We start from the raw sequence: 22,789 nt of genomic DNA, 5'->3' as shown, positions 1-22,789 counted from the left end.
CAATAGATGTCACTGCTCGAGTTGTTCGAGCAGCCCCAGGAACTCATCGTCGGACAAGCCGGAGTCGGCGAAGTCCGAAGCCGTGGCGCGACCGGCCGTGGGGGCCAGGCAGTGCTCCAGCAAGGCCGCAATACGCTGCTGGAACTGCTGCGCCAACTCGCGGACCAACGCTGGCTCGTGGACCTGCGGGGCATAACGCCATTCGATATGCAGCCGACCTTCGTTCACCAGCGCGGTGACATCCAGCAAGTGCGTACGGCGGGTGCTGTCGGCGCGCATGCCCGGACAGATCGGCCGAGCCAATCGCCAAAGGCTGGACGCATCGAGCCATTGGTCGACCCGCCCCAGGTAGTTGAAGGTCAGCAGCGAGGCCGCCCCCAGGCCATGGGCCGGGTCGAGGCGCAGCAATCCGTAACCCATGCCTTGCTCAGGTACGCGGCGCAGGGCTTCCTTGGCGGCGATGATCGAGTGTTCGCAATCCCATGAGGTGTCGACGGCCAGCGGATAGCGGCTGGTATGCCAACCAATCGAGCGGGACAGATCGGGGCTCTGCTCCCAACCGCTGCGACCGTGGCTTTCCAATTCGAGGGTGACGCGCTCCCGCCCCTGCCACTGGCCGATGGTTCCGGCCAGCGCGGCCACCAACAGATCCTGGACCTGGGTGCCGTACGCCCCATGACAATCGCCCAGTAACAACTGCGTCTGCTCAACCGACAATTGCGTGTCCAGCGTCCGGCTCTCACCGTACAAGCTGACCTGTTCAGGTACGACGCCCTCGGCGGCCAACTGCTCGTGCCAGAAATCCACCTGCGCCACCACATCAGGCTCACCGCGGTGGCGCTGCAACGCTTGGCTCCACACATGGAAACCTGCCGTGACGGCGGGCAAAACCATGTCCGGTTGCAGGTACAGGCCTTCCAACTCTTGCAGCAGAACCTGCCACGACACCGCATCGACCAACAGGTGATGGGCCGTGCAAAGCAATTCCCGGCTGTGGGGGAAATACACCCAGCGGATCAGCGGTGCCTGGGCCAGGTTCCAGCCCTGCTGCGAGCGTTGCAGCAGCGCTTCGGTCAAGGGTTCTTCCACAACCTGGAACAGCGCTTTGACCTGTTCCTGGGAAAAGCGCTGATAGCGTTGTTGCCAGCCCTGCGCCGATGTTTCAAAGGTCAGGCGCAAGCTGGCGTGGCGCTCAAGCAACGAGCCCAGGGCCTGGGTAAACCGCTCCTGATCCAGTGGCTCGTCCAAAGCCAGCAACAGCGACTGGTTCCAGTGTTCGGCCAGGTTTTGCTGCTGGGCAAAGAACCAATCCTGGATCGGCGTCAAGGCGAAAGCCGTGGTGGGCTCAGGCCCGTCGCTGGCAGGCTGCGCATTCATCGCGCCAAGGTCCACCACCTGCTCGGCCCAGCCGCGCACGGTGGGGTATTCGAAAATCTGCTTGGGTTTGAGCTGCAGACCCTGTTGCTTGGCCCGGGCGATGATCTGCAAACTCAGAATCGAGTCGCCGCCGACCGAGAAAAAATTGTCGTCTACCCGCAGATCCGGGTTATTGAGAATCTCCCGGGCGATTTCGAGAAGGCGCTGCTCGAGGGTCCGCCGTGGTGTCTGCACCACCCGGGCCAAGGCTCGCACGCTTTGTTCGGCAAACAACTGCTTGGGTGTCATCAGAATCTGTTGCTGGCGTGCCAAGGCAATGATTTGCAGGCCAAGAATGGAGTCGCCCCCCAAGGCAAAGAAGTTGTCATCAGGCCCCACCTCGGGATTGCCGAGCATCGCCCGCCAGATGTCCAGCAACGCGGCTTCCACGGTGCTCAAGGGCTGATCGCCCAACGGCCCTGCCCCCTGCAGCGGCGCCGTCGCTTGCTCAGCCAGGCGCAACAATGCCTGACGATCGACCTTGCCGTTGGGCAGCAAGGCGAAGCCGTCGAGACAATGCCACTGAGTCGGTTGCATGTAGTCCGGCAATTGCCGTTGCAGCGCCGTCTGGATTTCGGCCAGTGCGGCCGACGGCGCGACCAGGAAGGCTACCAGTCGATTGCCCGACAACGGCGTGGGGCTGTTGAGCACCCTGACATCGCTGACATGAGGCATGGCGCGTAACTGTGCCGCGACCTCCGCCGGCTCCACCCGGTAGCCCCTGATCTTGACCTGCTCATCGAGGCGACCGAGAAACTCCACCTGCCCCTGGTGATTGAGTCGCACGCGGTCCCCAGTGCGATAACCGTGCTCACCAAAGCGTGCGTGATCGGCATCGGTGGCACTGAGATACCCCTGAGCGACGGTCGCCCCTTGAACGTACAGTTCACCGCTGACGCCGATCGGCAACAGAGCGCCATCAAACGAGCGCACGCTGACCTGGACATTGGCCAGTGGCCGCCCCAACGGTGCGGCACCGCTGGCATCGACCTCATGGGTCAGCACCCCGACGGTGGTTTCGCTGGGTCCATAGTGGTTGACGATGCGCAAATCCGCGCTCAAGGCACGCAAGCGTGTCACCAACTCGTGACTCAGGGCCTCGCCGCCCACCACCAGGCATCGACGCGGCAACAGCCGCTGCGGGTCTTTGGCGATCAACAAGGCGTTGAGGTGCGACGGCACGATTTTCAACAGGTCGACGGGCTGGTGTTCAAGCACGGCAGCCAGTTCCTCGGCGTCGAAGGCCAGTTCCTCGGCCAGCAGGCGCAGACAGCGGCCGCTCAGCAGTGCGCCGAACAAGGCCGTGTGGCCCAGGTCGGTCGCACAGCTGGCCAGACTCGCCAGACTCGCACCGGCCGGCAGCTTCAGGCGTTCAAGGCAGCCGGTGACGTAATGAATCAGATTGCCCTGGCTGACCTTTACGCCCTTTGGCCGGCCGCTGGAACCCGAGGTGTACACCACGTAAGCCGCAAGATCGGCCGCCAGGGCCGCTCGCAAAGGTGACTCACTGGACAATTGCACAGACGGCAACGCCAACCACCGAACCTGCCCAGGCAACCACTCGGGGCGCGCGCCCTCACTGATCCACACCTTGGGCATTGCATCCTGACAGATAGCCTGCAAACGCGACGACGGCCACTGCGGATCGAGGGCCAGGTAGGTCGCGCCACACTGCCAGGTTGCGAGCATATGCATCACCAACTCACGACTGCGCGGCAGGCACAAGGCAATGCGCTCACCGGCCAGGCTCGAAGCCTCCTGCAAGCGTTCGCCGCGGGCGACCACAGCACGTCCCAGCTCGGCATAGCTGAGCGTACCCTGCTCATCCTGAAGAGCAATCGACTGCGGCTTGCGCTCACACTGCTCAGTGAACGCCTGCCAGGCGTTGCTGACGGCGACCGACGCATCCTCCCCGCGCAGGAATGACTGCTGCTCGGGCACCAACCACTCGAGCTCGGCAAACGGCCTTTTGGGCTGTTCGATCGCCGCGAGTGCCAAGGCGACGAACTGATCCCGATAGCGCTCAATCGTTTCATGGCGGTACAACGCCTTGCTGTAACGCCAGCGGCAGAGGAACCCCTCTTCCTCGTCGATGATCACCATGTTCAGTTCGTGGGCCGCGCCGCGCTGCTCCGACAGCAAGCGGTCGACGTACTGCTCGAAAGGCGCGATGCGTTCCTTGTTCAGCGTGAACATATGTTGGAACAGCGGCGCCCTGCCCACCTGGCGCGGTAAATCCAGTTGCTTGACCAGGCGCGAGAATGGGTAGTGGCGGTGCTGCAGGGCTTGCTTGACGGTGGCATCTACCTGCCTGGCCCAGTCGCCGCTGGACAGATCCCGACGCAGACGGCAGCGAATCGGCAGCGGATTGACCAGGTAGCCCGGCAGATTGACGTGCTCGCGTCGCAAGCGCCAACCGCTGGGCGTCCCCAGGACGAAATCGTCTTGGCCTGACAGCACGCCGAGAAATTGCTGGAACAGTGAGAACCACAGCACATACGGCGTCACTCCCACCTCTCGGGCTACGGCGCGAAACCGTGCCGTGGTGGCCGGATCGAAGCGGACCGACAACTCCCCACCTTTGAATGCCTGATTGCTGCCGTAGGGAAAATCCGTCGGCAACTCCAGCGTCGGCGCTTCGGCCAGTTGTGCCTGCCACCAGGCCAGTTCCACGGGCTCGGCCGCTTCGCTGCGGATGTGCAGATCACTGCAGTAGTTGCGATAGGCGTCGGGATTCACGGCGGGCAGCGGCTGATCGTTGATCAATGCGAACAGCTCATTGAGCACAATGTAGAACGTGGCCAGATCCGCCGCGATGTGATGAATCACCAATAGCACGGTGTGCTCGACATGGCCGTCGCGTGCATTGCTCAAAAGGACGACCCGACTGACGTCCCCCTCTTCCAGCTTGAAGGGAAGATCGGCCGACTCAGTGATACGTTGCTGCAACGTCTCTGCGCCCGCGTCTTGCAGGGCCACACACTGCAACGGCTGGACCCGCTCGCGGTGGCTCCACTGCAACAACTCGCCGTTGCGCTCGGCATAGGCCGTGCACAACATCGGATAGCGCCGCTGGACCGTCACCCAGGCGTCCTGCAGGCGTTGAGGCAAGTCTTGGGTAACGAACTGCGGCTTGATCCGTCCGGCATAGGCAATGTTATAGGCGCAGCTGTCAGGCTCCAGGCGCTGAAGGAACCAGAGCGCCTGCTCGTTATCCGTCAGGGGCCGGGCAGCAAAATAATCGGGGTGCTGTTGCAGCCACTGCAGAATTTCGGCGTCGCGTGCATGGAGCTCGGCATTGAGCTCATCATCCAGCGCACCTGGCGATCCGTGCGTAACGATCAATTGACCTTGGGCTATCGATAGGCGAATTCCACGCAGCCAGCAGCGATGCATCAGGCGATCGAGCATTTGATGTCCTTGATTGTACTTGTTCGAAATAGGCCGCCCATTACGACGGCTTTCTGAAAGTGGGAGGCGATCAGCTTGCCGAGGCTGGTTCTGCCATGGCGACCACGACCTTGCGCGATCCCTGGAAGGTCGAACGACCGTGAGCGACCAGCATGTTGTCGAGCATCAAGACGTCACCCGCCTGCCAGGGAAAACTCACCTGACAGCGCTGCAGCACTTCGCGGATGTGCTCCAACGCTTCCAATTCAATTGGCGAGCCGTCGCCATAAAACACGTTACGCGGCACGCCCTGCTCCCCGACGATGGAGATCAATGTCTCGCGCACCGACGCTGCCAGGTTGGAGATATGGAACAGATGAGCCTGGTTGAACCACACCCACTCCCGGGTCACCGGATGCTGGGCAACGGCCTGGCAGACCTGGCGAGTGGAAAGCTCGCCATCGTCCGTCCACTGGAACTCGATGTTGCTGGCGCGACAGAAACGCTCGACCTGGGCACGGTCTTCGGTGCTGAAAGCCTGTTGCCAGGGCAAGTCCAGGCCATTGCCGTAATTGCGCACGTACATCAGGCGTTTCTCGGCAAAACGCTGACGGATAGCAGGATCGAGTTGCTGGTAAACGAGGCGGCTGTCGGCTATGGGGGTTTCACCGCCGACCGGCGAGGCCTGCATACAATGAAACCAGATTTTCATCGGCCAATTCAGCGAATAGGACTGTTCATTGTGCAGCGGGATAACCTGATGGGCCGGGTACTCGGTGGAGGTGTATACCCGGTTGTTGAGCTTGGTGCGCGGGGTGGAAGCGTAGTCGTAGGTCAGCAGTTCATGGCCAAAGCTACGAGCAAATTCCTCGAAGTCGGCCTCTCCCTTGAACGCAAAACCGCGAAACAAAATGCCACCCGCACGCGGCAACTCAGTTTCTACGACCTGCTGGATCTGCGCTCGACTGGCTTGCCAGGCATCGCCGGCAAGCGGAGCCTGGAATATGAACGGCAGGGTCTGCTCGTTACCCGGTACAACATCCTTGAATTGAACCTGTGCACGCATCAAACCGCTTTCCATCTAAGCCCCCCGCCATCGCGATCAGCGTATTTTTCGAGAGCATAAACTAATACAAACGAGTAACACCTGCAATAGAGAATCATTGTCATTAATGACGATTGTATTGCAGATGATACGTTTTACTTGGTCTGCAGCACGCTCTCGCGCTCGGCGATATGCGACATCAGCAGATAGGCAGAACCCACCAGGCCCTGCATCGTATCGGCATAGCGGCTGCGATTGAGGTACAGGAATTGGCGATTCTTCACTGCAAACAGATTCTGCCACTGTGGGGACTGACGAAACGCCGCTGTGCTGGCTTCTGAGTCGAGCAACTCTTCATACGTGTCAATAATGAAATCGCTGTCGAAGTCGCCGATGCGTTCCAGGCTGTAAGGCACGTTCTGCCGCGCCTCGCGGTACGCGGCGACACGCCCCAGGCCAAAGTCGGCAATGACGTCGTCCATGCCGCCGCGACCGATCAGTTGAAAGCCGTCGCTGTAGACTTCCAGCGTCGTGACGGTAATGCGCGAAGGATCTTTCACGCGCTTCTTGAACTCGCTGACGACCCATTGATATTCGTTGAGCATTTCCGCATAGCGCTGCTGCTTGCCGACCAGGTCGGCGAGTTGTTTAGCGTAAGTCTTGATATCGCTTTCCCGAGCGGGGAGCAGCACGACCGGGGCGATTTTGCTGAGCTTGTCCTTGAGGTCGGCGTGATAGGACAAACCCACGATCAAGTCAGGCTTCAAGGCTGCAATGGCTTCCAGATCGGGCGCCTGGTGCGAGCCGATATACTGAATGCCCGTCACATCGAACCGCTCCTGCGTCCCGCGGAACAACACGTCCGAGAACAGCTTTTTGCGCCCCGTCGAACCACAGGGTTTGACCCCCAACTCCAGCAACTGGGCCGTCAGGCTGAAGTCATGCAAAGACACAATGCAATGCGGCGCCACGGGAACCTCGACTCGGCCAAAACTGTTCTCGAACACTTTGGTTTCAGCGGCGCCAGCCTGTACAGCTACCAATGCCAACGGCACACATAGCATGCCAAGCACACCTCGGAAAAAACCTTTAACCCGGTCCCGCACGCGTTTACCTCCACACATTTCCAATGAGCGTCGCTGTGTTTTCAGCGACTGCGTTGACGCGCCAGCAAAACAATCAGATACGGCGCGCCGATGATTGCGACAACCAGCCCTGCGGGCAACTGCAGGGGCGGCAAAAGCCCCCTGCCCAGCGTGTCACCGGCCAGCACCAACAACGCACCGACCAAGGCCGACAAGGGGATCAAGGCGCCATGACGGTCACCCGCCATTTGTCGCGCCAGATGAGGCGCCACCAGCCCGACAAACGTCATGGTGCCCACGTTCGCCACTGCAGCCGCCGTTAACATGACGCTGCACAGCAACAACGAAACCATGATCCACGTGACATTCAGCCCTCGACTGAGTGCGACTTTTTCACCCAACTGCAACAGATTCAACTGGCGATGACAGAACAGCAACGGCACCCCAGCCACCAATAGCCAGAGGCCGAGGCTATGAACCTGCGGCCAACTGGCTCGGTGCAAACTGCCGCCAAGCCACATCAGGGCCGACTCCACCTGATCGATATTGCCGTAAGTGATGAGCAGGTCGGCCACCGCGCTAAGCATCGCGGTGAGACCGACGCCGACGAGGATCAAGCGCAACGGCGAGATGCCTTGGCGCCAGGACAGCAGCGCAACGAAGAAAGCCACCGCCAACCCGCCGGCCAGTGCCGCCAATGGATAGAACTCCAGAGGTAAAAGCGCCGGCCAGAGCACGATAATCAACAACATGGTGACGCTGGCGCCTGATTCCACGCCCACCAGGCCCGGCGCCGCCAGCGGGTTACGCGTCAACGACTGCATCAACAGACCCGCAAGGGACATGGCCGCACCGGCCAGGACCGCCAGCAAGACACGCGGCAGCCGCAGCTCCCAGAGCAGGTTGCGCATTGTCGAATTGACTTGCTCAGGTGCCAGCAAGGCTTGCCAGACCTGGGCGACACTCAGTGAGTAGCTGCCGACGGTCAATGCGTACAGCGCCAATGCAACAACGGCAACCATCAGCAACAACACTGAAATCAAGTCGATCGGTCGCGCAATCCAAGGCAACAACGGATACGCCCGGGGCAAGGTCAATCCCGCTCGCATCATCTGACCTTCCTCAATACCAGCACGACAAAAATAGGGCCGCCGATAAGCGCCGTCACGATACCGGTATTGAGTTCGAACGGACGCACCACGGTTCTTGCCGCGATATCCGCCAGAATCAGCAGCAACGCTCCCAGCAACGGGGCGGCCAGCAACAGTCGACGATAATCATCGCCGAACAACAGTCGCGCCGCATGAGGCACCACCAGACCGACAAAGCCAATGGGCCCCGCCAAGGCCACTGCCCCCCCAGACAACAGCACCACCGACGCCAAGCCCAGCACGCGCATTTTCAACAGATTGACACCCATGCCGGCCGCAGCCTGCGGGCCAAGACGATGGGCATTCAATGCACGGACGTTCACCAGGCACAGGCACATGCCGAGCAAGACATAAGGCCAGACCCAAGCCTGCATCGAGCCCCCGGTCACTCCGATGGAGCCGGTAAGCCAGCGCCGCAGACTGTCGAGCCCCTGTTGATCGAGCAGCAGCAAAATCGAGGTAATGGCGCTGAACAGTGCCGCGATCATCGCTCCAGACAGTGTCAGTCGAATCGGATTGTGCCCCCGGCCCGCCAACAGCAGGACGCCGACAGAGGCCACCAATGCCCCCGCAAATGCAAACAATGGAATCATCGACATATCGTTGCCCGGCAGCACCAGCAAACCGAACACGACGAATAACGCAGCACCGCTGTTGATGCCGAGAATGCCCGGATCGGCCAACGGGTTATCACCCACCGCCTGCATGATTGCACCGGCAAGCCCGAGGCTGGCCCCCACCAGCATCGCGACCAGCAGACGCGGTAAGCGGCTGCCACGGATGACGCTCTGGTCGGGGTTGCCCGGCGCATAGGCGACCAAGGCCTGCCAAGCTTCCTGCCAAGGTATGTCCTTTGCGCCGACGGCCAGATGAAGCAGCGAGGTCAAGGCAATTGCCATCAACAAGCCCAACCAGACCGGCAACCGTAAACCCTGACTCACATCGCCTCCCGCACAGCCAATGGCTGGCTTCGGCTCGTCTGCGGCACGCATAACGGATCACCGGAATAAGGGTCGGTGATGATGTGCGCATCCAGATCAAACACCGCTTTGAGATTGTCCCGAGTGAACACCTTGGCAGGGACGCCCTGGGCGAGCACACGCCCTTCGCGCATCATCACCAAATGGTCGGCATAACGCGCGGCCTGGTTCAGGTCGTGAAGGACCGCCACGATGGTTTTGCCTTGCTCACGAAGATCCACCAGCAACTCAAGCAGCGTGATCTGATGCGCAATATCCAGAAATGTCGTGGGCTCATCCAGAAGGATCACCGGCGTATCCTGGGCCAGGGTCATTGCAATCCAGCAGCGTTGCAGTTGTCCACCCGACAGGGTGGCCAAGGAACGATCAAGCAAAGGACTGATGCCCGCCAAGTCAATGGCGCGGTCAATTGCCTGTTGATCCTGTTCGGACCATTGGCGCCACCAGGTCTGCCAGGGAAAACGCCCCTGCATCACCAGCTCGCGCACACTCATACCCGCTGGCGATGTCGTGCGCTGCGGCAATAACGCCAGGTGTTGTGCCAGCGTTCGACGCGAATACTGCCCCAGCCGCTTCCCCGACAGCTGCACGTCGCCCGCGCTCGGCCGCAGCATATGCGCAAGCACATTTAACAACGTGGTCTTGCCGCACCCGTTCGCCCCGATCAACGCCGTGAAACGCCCTTCAGGAATATCCAGGCTGACACCGTTGAGAATCTGCTGTTCGCCATAGCTCAGCCGCACATCGGTGGCTTTCAGCATGACCGTCCCTCCACGCCCAAAAGGCCTGATCGAATTATTCGTCGAGCAACGCCCCCGCGATATTTCTTTCGTCCGGTAACACCGTAGGGAGTCAGCCGGGGGGCATAAGTGGGCGACAGGATATGTCGAAAATAAAATAATTGCCTACAAGACTGACAACACTAATGCAAACCCTTATCATTTACAGCTAACATATGGCCAGTAGACACCAACCCTGATGGTCTATTGATCGAACTGAATCAGGGCATAAGGCCCCCAAAGCCAAAATGTAAACTCAAGGACTCCCTCGATGCTCGGAAAAAAAACAACAGTTGGCACCGAAAAACGTTACGTCATGCGTCATCCAGCATTTCACCTGAGCACCCTTGCACTGGCTTTGGGGAGCATTTTTTCAGCGCAGGCGATCGCCGCGCAGGATGAAACATCCGATAAGGGTACAACCGTTCAACTCGGTGAAATCAACATCAACGCCGCCGCCCCGGAGAACCCGACAGGCCCGGTCAACGGCAAAGTCGCCTTGCGCAACACCAGCGCCACCAAAACCAACGCGGCCATCACTGAGACGCCGCAGTCGTTGTCCGTGGTGACCGCCGATGAAATGCGCGATCGCAAATCAGACACCCTGGCCGACGCCCTGAGCTACACCCCGGGCTTCACCAGCCAGCCCAGCAGCTTCAACCGGACCTCCGATCGGTTCCGCATTCGTGGTTTCGACGTAGAGTCCGCCACCGGCGGCTCGCTGCGCGACGGCCTGCGCCTGCAAAACAACTCCTACGACGGCGTCCAAGAACCCTTCGGCCTGGAGCGCGTGGAAGTGATCCGCGGCGCGGCCTCGGTCTTGTACGGGCAGCTGTCACCGGGTGGATTCGTCAACGGCGTCAGCAAGCGCCCGACGGAGGCGCCGCTGCACGAGTTGGGCCTGCAATATGGCAATCACGATCGCAAGCAACTGACAGCGGACTTCAGCGGCCCCCTGGGCGACAGCGAGACGCTTAGCTATCGCTTGACCATGCTCAAGCGCGACAGTGACACCCAGCAGGACTACATCAACGACGACAAGACCTACATCGCCCCGGCCCTGACCTGGCGTCCCAACGAAGACACGTCGCTGACATTGCTGTCCTTCTATCAAAAAAGTGACACACGCTTCTCCGCCCCCCTGCCCTATCAACTCGTCAAAGGTGTCGGCAACGGCCCCTTCACCATCGGCCGCCACGATTTCATCGGTGAGCCTGACTACGACGATATGAATGGCGAAATGTCCGCCATCGGCTACGAGTTTGAACACCGTTTCGACGAGCACACCCGCATCAGCAACAAATTGCGTTACTACGAAGCGGATGTGAAATGGAAATACCTGCAGGTTCGGACAGGGGCCCCAGTCAATACCGCAGCCACCACGGGCCTCCTGGCTCGTCAGTACAGTGATCGCCATGAGCGCTCCAGAGCCCTGGCCAGCGACACTAACGTCGAGACACGCTGGAACATCGGCGGCGTGGAAAACACCTTCCTGGTGGGCGCTGATACCTACGATGCGTCGTACGATTCGCATAACTTCCGGGGCAACGCACCTTCTATCAATATCGGTGACTACAACTACGGGCAACCGGTAGTGGTGGACAAGGATCCGAGCCGTGATCGTGGCTCACAGATCGATACCCTGCAGACAGGCATCTACCTGCAAGACCAGATCAAGTTCGACGACCACTGGTTGCTGTTGCTCGGTGGCCGACACGACTGGGCCAGCCAGGATCAAAAAGCCTTTGCCCCTGGTCGGTCTCCGGTTCATCAAAGCAACGAAGCCACCACTTGGCGTGCCGGCCTTGTGTATCAGGCGGATAACGGCCTGGCCCCGTACATCAGCTACAGCGAATCGTTCTTCCCGGTCGCGGTGTCCGAAGTGACCGATGGGCAAACTTTTGACCCTACCGAAGGCAAGCAGTACGAAATCGGCATTCGCTACCAGCCCCCTGGCAGCAACATTCTGCTGAGTGCAGCGGTTTATGAACTGACCCAAGAAAACGTGCTGAAGTTTGACCTCGGTGGTAATGCCTCTCAAATTGGCGAACAGCGCTCCCGCGGCCTAGAGTTGGAAGCCAAGGCCGACGTGACGCCTCAACTGAGTGTCATCGCGACCTACGCCTACACCGATGCCCGCATTACCGAAAGCCTGACTCAGAGCGAAGTAGGCCAGCGCAGCGAAGACACGCCCTACCATCAGGCCGCCATATGGGCAGACTACAACTTCGCCTTGTTCGGCTTGCCGCAGTTGAAGGTCGGTGGCGGTGCTCGCTACAAGGGAACCACCCAGGCCTCGGGTATCGACTCGCAGATGCCGGCCTATACCCTGTTCGATGCCATGGCCAGCTACCAGATCGACAAGAACTGGGACATCGCCCTCAACGCAAACAACGTGACGAACAAGAAATACACTTACTGTGAATTTGCCATCTGCCGCTACGGCGACGAGCGCGAGTTGGTAACCTCCGTTAATTTCAGGTGGTAAGATCGGCTCGGTCGGCGCTGGCAGGGGTGGACCGAGCCATGTAACGCAGCAGAAATTCAAGCACCAGATAGAAGCTGGGTGACACTGGCTTCTACCTCCCTCAAGGGCGATCAAGCGCCTGTTCATACAAAAAACCGATCACGTCCCAAGGACAATCGACCAATCAGGTATTGCTAACCAGGATTTCGGCATAGGCCTGGGGAATCAAGGCTATCGGACCGTATCACCGCGCACTGGCAGGTACGGTTTGTGGTCTATAGTTCCTAGCAAATCCGAAATATTTTCGCTCGTGCAACCTGGAGCAACATCCTCTCGAGCCATAAACCGCGTCGGATAACCACCCGCCTTCAATAGTGAAATGCAGGGAGCACACTATGCCGAACCAGCGGCCCGAGACACTGAGGTTGGCCCCTGGCCCTGCCCATCATGCAGAGATTGATGGCGATACCGAGGCCGGCGTATTTCGGTTTGGCATCGACCAGGCCAAGGAAGCCTACATTCTGTTTCCGATGCTGGCCGCGTTGCTGTTGCTGGCCATCTGGACCGCGACCCTGTACCTGATCAAGGTTGAACATGCCCGCGCGCAGCAGAGCGCCGCGACGGCAAGCCTGGAGATGGGCGCCACCTACGAAGCGCAAATGTTGCGCGCCATTCACGAAATCGATCAAACCCTCAAACTGGTCAAATACACCTACGAAGCTGAAGGTGAGCCTAATCCCTTGCGCCGTCTCCAGGAGCGGGCCTTGTTGCCGCCGGCCTTGGTGTTCGACGTCAGTGTGGTCAGCCCGGACGGCAGGCTCGTGGCAAGCACGCGGGTCAACGAGCGGGAAAATATCGCCGACCCTGATGAGCAGCAAACGCTGCGCCATAGCGACTCACTGTCCATCAGCCACCCGTGGAAAAGCCCTGTCACCGGAGAATGGCGCCTGCGTTTCAGCCGGCGACTCGACGCGAAGGATGGCGGGCTTTCCGGGATCGCCAGGGTCGAGGTCGATGCGGCCTATTTTGTCAGCAGCTACGACGCCTCGAAACTCGGCGACCAGGGTGCGCTCGGGCTGCTTGGCACCGACGGCATCTTCCGCGTACGGCGCACCGGGGAAACGGTACTGGCCGGCGATACGGTCAATTACAGCGCCGTGGTGCCGGACGCCGAAAACACCGAGACCGTGCTCTCGGTCAACGGATGGGACGGGGTGCGGCGCTACACCAGTGCCCGCCAGCTCTACGACTTTCCGTTGGCGGTGATTGTGGGCTTGTCCGAGCAAGAGCAACTGGCCGCAGTGAACCAGCAAGCGCGCACCTATCTCTGGCGCGCCGCAGGCGGCAGCCTGGTGCTGGTGTTGTTGGTGAGCCTGCTCGCCCGGATGAGCTGGCAACTGGCGCAGAGCCGTTTGCGCGCCGCCGAAGCCCAGACGCAACTGGCCGCGGCCGCCCGTCAAGCCGGCATGGCCGAAATCGCCACCAACGTCTTGCACAACGTGGGCAATGTGCTCAACAGCGTGAATATCTCCGCCGACCTGGTCACCCGCAAGCTGCGTACCAGCAAGGCCTTGGGGCTCGGCAAAGCGGTGCAAATGATGAACGAGCATGCCGAGGACCTCGGCGACTTCATCTCCCACGACGAAAAAGGCAAGCTGCTGCCCGGCTACCTGAACCAACTGGTAGACGCGCTTGCGATCGAGCAACAGAGCATGGCCGAGGAACTTGGCCAGCTGACTAAAAGCGTTGACCACATCAAGGAAATCGTTTCCGCCCAGCAATCGTATGCGGGCACCTCTACCATTGCCGAAACCGTGCAGATAAAGGAACTGATCGAGGATGCCTTGCGCATGAACGCCGGCATCATCGCGGCGCGCCAGATAACCGTGGTACGAAAATTTGCCGAAACGCCCTTGTTGCTGTTGGACAAGCACCGGGTGCTGCTGATCCTGGTCAACTTGATAAAAAACGCCAGCAGGGCGATGGATGACAAGCCTGAGCTTGCTCATCAAATCATCCTTCAGAGTGAGATGCACCAAGGAGACACCCTGGTGATCAAGGTCATCGACAATGGCGAAGGCATCGCGCCCGAGAACCTGACGCGAATATTTGCCCATGGCTTTACCACGCGCAAGGACGGTCATGGTTTTGGTCTGCACAGCTGCGTCCTGGCGGCCATGGAGATGGGCGGTTCACTGGAAGCCCACAGCGATGGCCCGGGAACAGGGGCGACCTTTACGCTCAAATTGGCGATCTAGGCTACGCTTCGGTGGTTTCACGCAGTTTCAGCCAACGTTACAAGGAACAGACGAATGGCGCTCCATGCAACGAGGTCACGTTGACCCTATGGCGACAAGACCCAATACACTGGCCCTGGCCGTCATGACGCTGTATGCCGGCGGCTCCAGCGCCGATACAGCCGATACGTCGATGTTCTCGTTGAGCAGCTTCGGCACGGTGGGGATCGTTCACTCCAGCGAGAAAAAAGCCGACTTCACGTCCAGTATCTTCAAGCCCAACGGCGCGGGGCATTCGCGCAACTGGAGCGCCGACGTCGACAGCCTGATCGGTGCCCAGCTGACCGCCACGTTCACCCCGCAGCTGTCAGCTGTGGTGCAGGTCATTTCCGAGCAGCGCTACGACAACAGTTACCGACCCTTTGTCGAGTGGGCCAACATCAAGTACCAGTTCACGCCGGACTTCAACGCACGCATTGGCCGTACCGTGTTGCCGTCGCTCCTGGTCTCCGACACTCGAAAAGTGGGCTATACCCTGCATTGGGTGCGAGCGCCCATGGAGGTCTACAGCCTGATGCCGATTTCCAGCAGCGACGGCATCGATGGCAGCTACCGGTTTCGAGTCGATGAAATCACCAACACGGTGCACGCCCACTACGGCCAGACCGACAGCCGCGACTCCGACGGGACCGGCAAGGCGCTGACGAGAAATCTCTGGGGGGTCACCAACACCACCGAGCTTGGCGTCCTCACCACACGCATCACCTACATGAAGGCCGACCTGACCCTGGAGCCGTTCAATTCACTCTTCGATACCTTCAGGGCGTTCGGTCCGGAAGGCGTCGCCATCGCCGATCGCTACGATTCCGATGACACCCCCGTCGACTTTATCGGCTTGGGTGCCAGCTATGATCCGGGCGACTGGTTCGTCATGAGTGAATGGGGGCGTCTGGACAGCCGTTCCGGCCTGGGCAGGACCAGCGCCTGGTACATCAGCGGCGGGTACCGCATCGCAGCGTTCACCCCCTATGTCACCTACGCGCGCTCCAGAACCGAAACAGAAGTCTCCAGCCCGGGCCTGACGCTATCGGCCTTGCCGCCGGCCCTGGCGGGCACGGCCGCCGAACTCAACGGTGCGCTCAACAGCATCCTGGGCTCAAACGAAGGCCAGCAGACCCTTTCCTTGGGCGTGCGCTGGGACTTCACCAAGAACATGGACGCCAAAGTGCAATTCGATCACACACGTTTCAAGGGCAACTCGGTCGGTCCGTTGATCAACCCCCAACCGGACTTCACGTCGGGGGGTTCGCTCAACGTCATCAGCCTGGCTGTTGATTTTGTCTTCTGATGGAGCAGGCCATGTGGGTTGTGAGACTCATCGGATTCGCCATGGCGGGGCTCGCCCTGTGCGCCGCCAGCGCTGCCGTCAAGGCCGAGGTGGTGGTGGTGGTCGCCGCGTCCAGCCCGGTGAAGACGCTCGCGCGCAATCAGGTGGCGGATATATTCCTGGGCAAGACCAGTCGTTTCCCCGACGGAGGACAGGCAACGCCCATTGACCTGACGGAAGATTCGCCGACCCGCGACGAGTTCTACACAACGTTCACGAGCAAATCCGCCTCCCAGCTCAAGGCGCACTGGTCGAAAATCATCTTTACCGGCAGAGGCCAACCGCCCCAGGCTGTTTCAAGCAGTGCGGAGGTCAAGAAGCGTGTTGCAGAGAACCCCGGCACCATTGGCTATATCGATGCTCAGGAGGTAGACGGCAGCGTCAGGGCACTGCCGCTTGACCCGCAATAAGCGCGGCCTCAGGTATCGAGATCCGTGCCAGCCGCCTGGGCTTGCAGCAACACCTTGAACTGATCGGCGGGCACCGGTTTGTTGAAGTAGAACCCCTGGAATTCGTCGCAGGCATTGTCGCGCAGGAAATCGGCCTGCTCCTTGGTTTCCACGCCCTGGGCCACCACGGTCAGGCTGAGGGTCCGGCCCATGGCAATAATGGCCTCGGTCAGGGCTTTGTCTTCCGACACGCTGCTGGTATCGCAGATACACGAGCGGTCAATCTTGATGACATCCAGCGGAAACTGTTCGAGGGCAGAGAGCGAAGAATAGCCAATGCCGAAATCATCGATGGCGATGCGGACCTGCAGGCGCTTGAGCCCGGTCAACACGTTCAACGCTCTCTTGACGTCCTGCATGAGCAGGCTCTCGGCGATCTCCAGCTCCAGCAGACGTGCATCCATACCGGTTTCGGCCAATATCCCAGCCAGGTCCGTGAGCAGGTTCTCATCGGCAAACTGCCGTGCCGTGAGATTCACGGCGACCCCCAGGCATGGTAATCCCTGTTGCTGCCAGGCCACGTTTTGCTGGCAGGCGGTCTTGAGCACCCACTTGCCGATCGGCACGATCAAACCGGTCTCTTCCGCTACCGGGATGAATTGCATCGGTGCCACGATACCCAGGTCCGGGTGATTCCAGCGCAGCAGCGCTTCCATGCCGGTAATGCGGCCACTGCCAATATCTCGCTTGGCCTGGTAGTGAAGCTGGAACTCGTGGCGCTCCAGGGCGTGGCGCAAGCTCAGCTCCAGCGTCATCCGCTCCAGTGAGTCCGCGTTCAGCTTCGCGGAGTAGAACTGGAAATTGTTCTTGCCGCACTGCTTGGCCTGGTACATCGCGATATCGGCGTTTTTCTTGAGGGTCTGCTCGTCCAGGCCATCCTGTGGGAAAACGCTGATGCCGACGCTGGCGGTCACCCGGAACTCCTGGCCCTGGAGGTTGAAAGGCCGGGCAATGGCCCCAAGGATTTTCTGGGCAGTGGTTGCCACGTCCTTGTCATCGGACAGCTCTGGCAGCAGGATCACGAATTCGTCGCCGCCCAATCGAGCCACCGTATCGCTGGTGCGCAGACACGCCTTGAGTCGCAGCGCCACCTCCTTGAGCAATTGATCGCCGGCATCGTGCCCAAGCGTATCGTTGACTTGTTTGAAGCGATCGAGGTCAAGGAACAGCACTGCCAGTTGCCGATGATAACGACTTGCCTCACCGATGCTCTGGCTCAACAGCTTGCTGAACAAACTGCGATTGGGCAACGCCGTAAGCCCGTCGTGATAAGCCAGATACTCGACATTTTCGGCGTAGGCAATTTTCGCCTCGCCTGCGCGCAGACGGCTTTGCACCAGCTGCCAGCTCATCCGGGCGAGCAGCCCCGCCAACAACACCAGCAACAGGCTGCCGCCGGCCGTGCGCCAGAGGTAGGTGTGCGCTTGCCGCGTCACTGTGGCCAGTTGTTCTTCTTCGGACAACCCGACGATCACCGCCAGCGGAAAATCGTAGAGCTGACGGGCGCTGGTGTAGCGCCGCACGCCGTCCGTCCCGTTGATCAAGCGTACGGCGTCAGTGTTTTCGGTGTCCGGTACCACGGCGGCGTAATCGACCTCATTGCCGGCCGATATCGCTTCCCCGCTACGCCGTGCCCGAAAGACGCCGTCGATGCCCAGCAGGCCGAGCAAGCCCTGATTGCCAAGCTTCGAGGTGTCATAACTGCTGACGAAATAGGCCGCATCGACTTCAACCATGGCAATCCCGGCGAATGCGCCATCCCCCGTGTCGAGCCGCCGGCTGAAACGTAGCTTCCACTCCCCCGTCGCCGGGCTTTTCCACGGGCGGCTGATCGACAGTGCAGTGTCACGCCCCACCGTTTGCAGCTCATCCTTGGCAATCTGGTTTCCGACCTCACTCGATTGGGTACTGGCCACGACCAGCCCCCTGGCATCCACCACGCTGACATCAAACAAATAAGGTGAAGGCAGCAAGGCGCGTGCCTTGAGCTTGGGCAGCGGGTTTGTCTCGCGCTCGGACTCGTAGGTGTACTTGACGAGTTTGAGGGTCTGGTCGATTTCACGCACCGCCCGTAGGATCTGCGCTTCGTAGGTGGCGCCGATTTCCAGGCTCGCCTCGGCGATGCCCCGCTGCGCGCGGGTCTGTTCGACCTTGATCAGGTACAGGGTGCCCGCCCAGATGACCGACAGCAGGAGAGCCGCCAACAGCGGGAACAGAATGTAGGCTTCCTTGACCTGATCGAAGCGGCGCCGAAACAGATCGCCCGTCGCATCGGACAAGGGGTTTTCACGAGGGGCAACATCCTGGGCCGACGTCAGTACACTCGCCCGTTGGATCGCCATGGTGTGCTCCCTGCATTGTTCACTGCTGACGGCCTGCGGATATCCGACGCGGCAATGCTGCGAGGCGTCCATGGTTCCTGGCCGCCGGCACTGAAGGATTCCGGACCTGCACAAAACTATAGACCACAAACTGTGCCTGCCAATGCCAATCGGCACGCCGACCGTGGCTTTGCACTGGTTGTAATGACGAAGTGCAGTTGACTCCCCTGACTTATTGGTCCAGTTTTTAATGCAACAGTGCCCTGCAAGTCTTTCATGCAGGACGCAATGCCCGATAAATCCTGTTCGTTAATCAAGGGCCCCTGCCAGCCTATGAATGATGTACGTAGGACCTACCCTGTCATTGAACGCCAATGGATGCCCCTGTGCCGTTGATTCCCCTGGTTGTGTGTGACGACTCCAACATGGCGCGCAAACAGGTGTTGCGCGCGCTGCCTGCAGACTGGCCGGTTTCGGTCACCGAGGCGGTCAACGGGTGCCAGGCGATGGACGCCATACGCCAAGGCCTGGGGCAAGTGGTGCTGCTCGACCTGACCATGCCGGAGATGGATGGCTACCAGGTGTTGAGCGCATTGCGCGCAGAGGGCTTGAAGGCGCAAGTCATCGTGATTTCCGGTGACGTCCAGGACGAGGCGGTGCGCCGCGTGCTTGAGCTGGGCGCGCTGGCGTTCCTGAAAAAACCTTTCGACGAAAACGAACTGCGCCAGACCCTCACCCGGGTGGGGCTACTGACCCGATCCGACCAGGTGCCGTTGCAGAATCGTTCGGCCACGAACACGGCCATCGGTTTTCACGATGTGTTCCGCGAGACGGTCAACGTGGCCATAGGCCGGGCGGCGGCCCTGATCGCCAAGGTATTGGGGGTCTTTGTGCAGTTGCCGGTGCCGAACGTGAACATCCTCGAGGTCGGGGAACTGCATATGGCGCTCAACGACGTCGGCAGCTCCCAGCAACTCACGGCCATCTGCCAAGGTTTCATCGGCAGCGGCATCGCCGGCGAGGCCCTGCTGATATTCCATGACTCGGAAATCGCCGACATCGCGCAATTGATGCAGCGCGAGAGCGCCGATTATTCGGACCTGGAAATGTTGCTGGACCTTTCCAGCGTCTTGATCGGCGCGTGTCTCAGCAGCATTGCCGAGCAGATCGATGTGGTGTTTTCCCAGGGCCATCCGCAGATTCTCGGCCAGCACGCGGCCATCGAGGAACTGATCCAGGGCAACCGCATGCACTGGAAAAAGACCCTGGCAGTGGAAATCAGCTACAGCCTGGAAGGGCACGATATTCGCTTCGATCTGTTGCTGCTGTTCACGGAAGACTCCATCGAACGGTTGACCCACAAACTCGCCTATCTGATGAGCTGAGCCATGAACGATTCCATCGATCTGAACGAGTTTCACTGGTTGCTGGCCATCGTTCAGAGCATCGACGTCGGTGTCGTGGTGCTCGACCGAGAGTACCGTGTGCAGGTCTGGAACACCTTCATGGAGAACCGCTCGGGGGTGCAGCCCAAGGATGCCCACAATCAGCATTTTTTCAGCCTGTTCCCTGAAATCGATCGCCAATGGTTCAGCCGCAAGGTGGAAAGTGTCGCGACCCTGGGCACGCCAGCGTTCACGGTCTGGGAGCAGCGCCCGTACCTGATTCGGTTCAAGAGCTACCAGCCGATCACCGGCCAGGAAGCGTTCATGTACCAGAACACCACGCTGCTGCCGCTGCGCTCGCCTGACAACACCATCAAGCACATCTGCCTGGTGATCTATGACGTCACCGACGTCGCCACCAACCGGCATCAGCTCCAGGCCGCCAACGCGCAGCTGCAGCTACTCTCCAGCACCGATCGGCTGACGGGGCTCTACAACCGCGGTCATTGGGAAAGCAACCTGAAAGCCGCCTACGCCCGGCACCAGCGCTACGGCCATGCGTTGAGCCTGGTGATGCTCGATATCGATCACTTCAAGCGGGTCAACGACACCTATGGTCACCAGGCCGGCGACAAGGTCATCGAGCAAGTCGCCAGGCTGTTGCGCGAACATGCGCGCGACTCCGATGTGGTCGGGCGATATGGCGGTGAAGAGTTTGGCGTGGTGCTTTCGGATACCGACAGCAGCGGCGCACACGCGTTCGCCGAACGCATGCGGCACTCAGTGGAGGCGCTGGAGGTGGTGTACAACGACCAGACCATCCGTTTCACCATCAGCCTGGGCGTGGCCGACCTGAGCCAGCCCTCGAACGACCACGCCGACCTGATCGCCAGGGCGGACCAGGCGCTGTATACGTCGAAGAAGACCGGACGCAATCGGGTGACGGTGCATGAATAGACATCCCACATTTTTTCCGAGTGATCGTGACACTTGATGCCAACCACACATCCCCTGTGGGAGCTCGCTCCCACAGGGAGGTGTACGGCGTTCACTTACCCACTAGGGTTGGGGAAGTCGCGCCATATTTACCCAGCAGTTTGAGCGTCACCCCATTTGTCCAGCCGAAGCCGTCCTGCAGTTCATATTCACCGCCTCCCCCGCCGTCACCGCGCCCGGACAGATCGTATTTCTCCACCAGCTTGTTTTCCTTGCGGTAAAGGTTCTCGACCTGCTGCAAGAAGCGGCTGCCAATTTGCTGCGCCAGGGCGGTTTGCTGGTATCGGTCCAGCCCCTCCACCGCGACCCATTGCAACGGTGCCCAGCCATTGGGTTCGTCCCACTGCTGGCCATTACGGACCTGGGTGGTGGCGATGCCGCCGGGGCGCAACAGGCCGTCACGTACCGCATCGGCGGTGCGATTGGCATGCTCGACAGACGCCAGCCCCGTATACAGCGGGAAAAGCGTCGCGGCCGTGAGCTGCTGGCGTGGCTGGTTGCGTTGCCAGTCGTAGTCCACGTAGAAACCTTTGTCGGCATTCCACAAATGCTTCTCGATGGCACGCTGGCGCAGCTCGGCGCGCCGGCCGTAAGCCTGGACACAGGGGATGTTCTGCACCGTCTCGCAAGCTTTGGCGATGGTGTTTTCGAGATGATAAATCAGGCTATTGAGGTCCACGGGCACGATGGCCGTGGTGCGTATGCTCGCCAGGTTCTGGCCGTCGTCCAACCAGCGCGAGCTGAAGTCCCAACCGCTTTCAGCGCCGGCGCGCAGGTCACGCCAGACCTCTTCCTTGGGCCGGTCCGGCGCTCGCTCGGCGGTGCTGACATCTTGTAACCAGGACTCCTGTCGAGGCGTCGGGCTGGCATCCCAATAGCGGTTGAGCACACTGCCATCGGCGAGTTTGACCACGTGTCGCGCGGCCGAACCGGGCTTGAGTGACTGGGCGCCCTCCATCCAATAGGCATACTCCTTCTGCAACTGCGGCAGGTATCGTCCATAGGCCTGGTCACCTTCGATACGCGCCTGCAACTCCACCATGTAAGCGAAGAATGGAGGCTGCGAACGGCTCAAGTAGTAGCTGCGATTGCCGTTGGGAATGTGGCCGTAGGTGTCGATCATGTAGGCAAAGTTGTCGGTCATCTGCCGGACCTGGGCCTCATCACCGCTCTGCTCAAGTCCCAACATAGTGAAATACGAATCCCAGTAATACATCTCGCGAAAGCGTCCGCCGGGCACCACATAGGGCTGCGGCAGGGGCAACAAACTGCTGTAGGCCGGCACCTGGCGGTAGGATCGACTCAGTACCGGCCAAAGGCTGTCGATATGTTCCTTGATCGGAGCGCCGGGCTTGGGAGCCGGGCTTTCGACTTCGCCGGATTCGATGAAGTTGTCTTTCACAAAAGCCTTGATATCGAAACCATCCCGGTTGCGTCGGTCCAGGTAATCGGCGCGGATCTGCGCCGGGTCACGGTTGGGCAGTGCGTCCACGAAATGCTTCTGGTCGGTGAACACCTGCTCGCGTTGCACCGCTTCAAAGAGTTCGGGGTAGGTTTGGTCGGGAGGGAGATTGGCCCGTCCTTGAGCGTCTGCATAGCTCCATGTCGCGGGCGGCTGGCTTGAACACGCTACGCACAGCAGCGCGGCAAAGGAAAGGCTGGTGAAGTACAGAGGTCGCATCGGCTGCTCCATCATGTTGT

At 60.2% G+C, this 22,789-nt stretch carries 14 protein-coding genes; 6 read left to right on the top strand and 8 right to left on the bottom strand.

Features of this window, described 5'->3' with window-relative positions; genetic code table 11:
- Positions 1-9 precede the first annotated feature (9 nt).
- The 6 genes from BLU76_RS05540 to BLU76_RS05515 form a co-directional block, all read right to left on the bottom strand.
- Positions 10-4,827, bottom strand: a complete 4,818-nt coding sequence (locus BLU76_RS05540; RefSeq protein ID WP_092221816.1) for a non-ribosomal peptide synthetase — start codon at positions 4,825-4,827, stop codon at positions 10-12.
- A 70-nt stretch (positions 4,828-4,897) separates the two neighbouring features.
- Positions 4,898-5,872 (bottom strand): TauD/TfdA family dioxygenase, encoded by a 975-nt coding sequence (locus tag BLU76_RS05535; RefSeq protein ID WP_256572645.1) that lies wholly within the window; start codon positions 5,870-5,872, stop codon positions 4,898-4,900.
- Between the two features lie 134 nt (positions 5,873-6,006).
- On the bottom strand, positions 6,007-6,915 hold the full coding sequence (locus BLU76_RS05530; protein WP_063321655.1) for an ABC transporter substrate-binding protein: 909 nt from the start codon (positions 6,913-6,915) through the stop codon (positions 6,007-6,009).
- Between the two features lie 83 nt (positions 6,916-6,998).
- A complete protein-coding gene (locus tag BLU76_RS05525; protein ID WP_063321656.1) occupies positions 6,999-8,048 on the bottom strand; it encodes a FecCD family ABC transporter permease in 1,050 nt (349 codons plus the stop codon).
- A complete protein-coding gene (locus tag BLU76_RS05520) occupies positions 8,045-9,028 on the bottom strand; it encodes a FecCD family ABC transporter permease (RefSeq protein ID WP_063321657.1) in 984 nt (327 codons plus the stop codon). The genes BLU76_RS05525 and BLU76_RS05520 overlap by 4 nt, the downstream gene beginning before the upstream one ends.
- A complete protein-coding gene (locus tag BLU76_RS05515) occupies positions 9,025-9,828 on the bottom strand; it encodes an ABC transporter ATP-binding protein (RefSeq protein ID WP_092221812.1) in 804 nt (267 codons plus the stop codon). Before BLU76_RS05515 ends, BLU76_RS05520 begins: the two co-directional genes overlap by 4 nt.
- A 289-nt stretch (positions 9,829-10,117) precedes the next feature.
- Between BLU76_RS05515 and BLU76_RS05510 the strand changes: the two genes are divergently transcribed.
- The 4 genes from BLU76_RS05510 (at position 10,118) to BLU76_RS05495 (ending at position 16,347) form a co-directional block, all read left to right on the top strand.
- Complete coding sequence (locus BLU76_RS05510) at positions 10,118-12,334, top strand: TonB-dependent siderophore receptor (RefSeq protein WP_092221810.1); 2,217 nt, start codon at positions 10,118-10,120, stop codon at positions 12,332-12,334.
- 374 nt (positions 12,335-12,708) lie between these two features.
- Entirely contained in the window at positions 12,709-14,571 is a 1,863-nt protein-coding gene (locus tag BLU76_RS05505; RefSeq protein ID WP_092221808.1) for an ATP-binding protein, read from the top strand.
- Positions 14,572-14,659: 88 nt separating this feature from the next.
- Positions 14,660-15,898, top strand: a complete 1,239-nt coding sequence (locus BLU76_RS05500) for a porin (RefSeq protein ID WP_092221806.1) — start codon at positions 14,660-14,662, stop codon at positions 15,896-15,898.
- 11 nt (positions 15,899-15,909) lie between these two features.
- Entirely contained in the window at positions 15,910-16,347 is a 438-nt protein-coding gene (locus BLU76_RS05495; protein ID WP_063321661.1) for a type 2 periplasmic-binding domain-containing protein, read from the top strand.
- An 8-nt stretch (positions 16,348-16,355) separates the two neighbouring features.
- Here BLU76_RS05495 and BLU76_RS05490 read toward each other — a convergent pair whose 3' ends face one another.
- Positions 16,356-18,728, bottom strand: coding sequence for a putative bifunctional diguanylate cyclase/phosphodiesterase (locus BLU76_RS05490; protein WP_092222155.1), 2,373 nt, complete (start codon positions 18,726-18,728; stop codon positions 16,356-16,358).
- 353 nt (positions 18,729-19,081) lie between these two features.
- On the opposite strand from BLU76_RS05490, the gene BLU76_RS05485 reads away from it, so the two are divergent.
- Together BLU76_RS05485 and BLU76_RS05480 are read left to right on the top strand one after the other, a co-directional pair.
- Positions 19,082-20,092: a response regulator gene (locus tag BLU76_RS05485; RefSeq protein ID WP_092142049.1), complete on the top strand. Its 1,011-nt coding sequence runs from the start codon at positions 19,082-19,084 to the stop codon at positions 20,090-20,092.
- A gap of 3 nt (positions 20,093-20,095) precedes the next feature.
- On the top strand, positions 20,096-21,049 hold the full coding sequence (locus tag BLU76_RS05480; RefSeq protein ID WP_092221804.1) for a GGDEF domain-containing protein: 954 nt from the start codon (positions 20,096-20,098) through the stop codon (positions 21,047-21,049).
- Between the two features lie 91 nt (positions 21,050-21,140).
- On the opposite strand, the gene treA is transcribed toward BLU76_RS05480, so the two are convergent.
- A complete protein-coding gene (treA, locus tag BLU76_RS05475; protein ID WP_092222153.1) occupies positions 21,141-22,769 on the bottom strand; it encodes an alpha,alpha-trehalase TreA in 1,629 nt (542 codons plus the stop codon).
- Between the last annotated feature and the right edge of the window lie 20 nt (positions 22,770-22,789).

Source organism: Pseudomonas sp. NFACC08-1 (genome assembly GCF_900106735.1).
Classification (GTDB): domain Bacteria; phylum Pseudomonadota; class Gammaproteobacteria; order Pseudomonadales; family Pseudomonadaceae; genus Aquipseudomonas; species Aquipseudomonas fluorescens_Q.
The sequence above is the reverse complement of the archived record's forward strand: the minus strand, read 5'-3'. Positions and strand labels throughout refer to the sequence as shown.

Coding starts and splice junctions, on each gene's coding strand:
- treA (WP_092222153.1), bottom strand. CDS start 22,769: ATGCGACCTCTGTACTTCACCAGCCTTTCCTTTGCCGCGCTGCTGTGC.
- BLU76_RS05530 (WP_063321655.1), bottom strand. CDS start 6,915: ATGCTATGTGTGCCGTTGGCATTGGTAGCTGTACAGGCTGGCGCCGCT.
- BLU76_RS05495 (WP_063321661.1), top strand. CDS start 15,910: ATGTGGGTTGTGAGACTCATCGGATTCGCCATGGCGGGGCTCGCCCTG.
- BLU76_RS05510 (WP_092221810.1), top strand. CDS start 10,118: ATGCTCGGAAAAAAAACAACAGTTGGCACCGAAAAACGTTACGTCATG.
- BLU76_RS05490 (WP_092222155.1), bottom strand. CDS start 18,728: ATGGCGATCCAACGGGCGAGTGTACTGACGTCGGCCCAGGATGTTGCC.
- BLU76_RS05535 (WP_256572645.1), bottom strand. CDS start 5,872: ATGCGTGCACAGGTTCAATTCAAGGATGTTGTACCGGGTAACGAGCAG.
- BLU76_RS05540 (WP_092221816.1), bottom strand. CDS start 4,827: ATGCTCGATCGCCTGATGCATCGCTGCTGGCTGCGTGGAATTCGCCTA.
- BLU76_RS05485 (WP_092142049.1), top strand. CDS start 19,082: ATGGATGCCCCTGTGCCGTTGATTCCCCTGGTTGTGTGTGACGACTCC.
- BLU76_RS05505 (WP_092221808.1), top strand. CDS start 12,709: ATGCCGAACCAGCGGCCCGAGACACTGAGGTTGGCCCCTGGCCCTGCC.
- BLU76_RS05525 (WP_063321656.1), bottom strand. CDS start 8,048: ATGATGCGAGCGGGATTGACCTTGCCCCGGGCGTATCCGTTGTTGCCT.
- BLU76_RS05480 (WP_092221804.1), top strand. CDS start 20,096: ATGAACGATTCCATCGATCTGAACGAGTTTCACTGGTTGCTGGCCATC.
- BLU76_RS05515 (WP_092221812.1), bottom strand. CDS start 9,828: ATGCTGAAAGCCACCGATGTGCGGCTGAGCTATGGCGAACAGCAGATT.
- BLU76_RS05500 (WP_092221806.1), top strand. CDS start 14,660: ATGGCGACAAGACCCAATACACTGGCCCTGGCCGTCATGACGCTGTAT.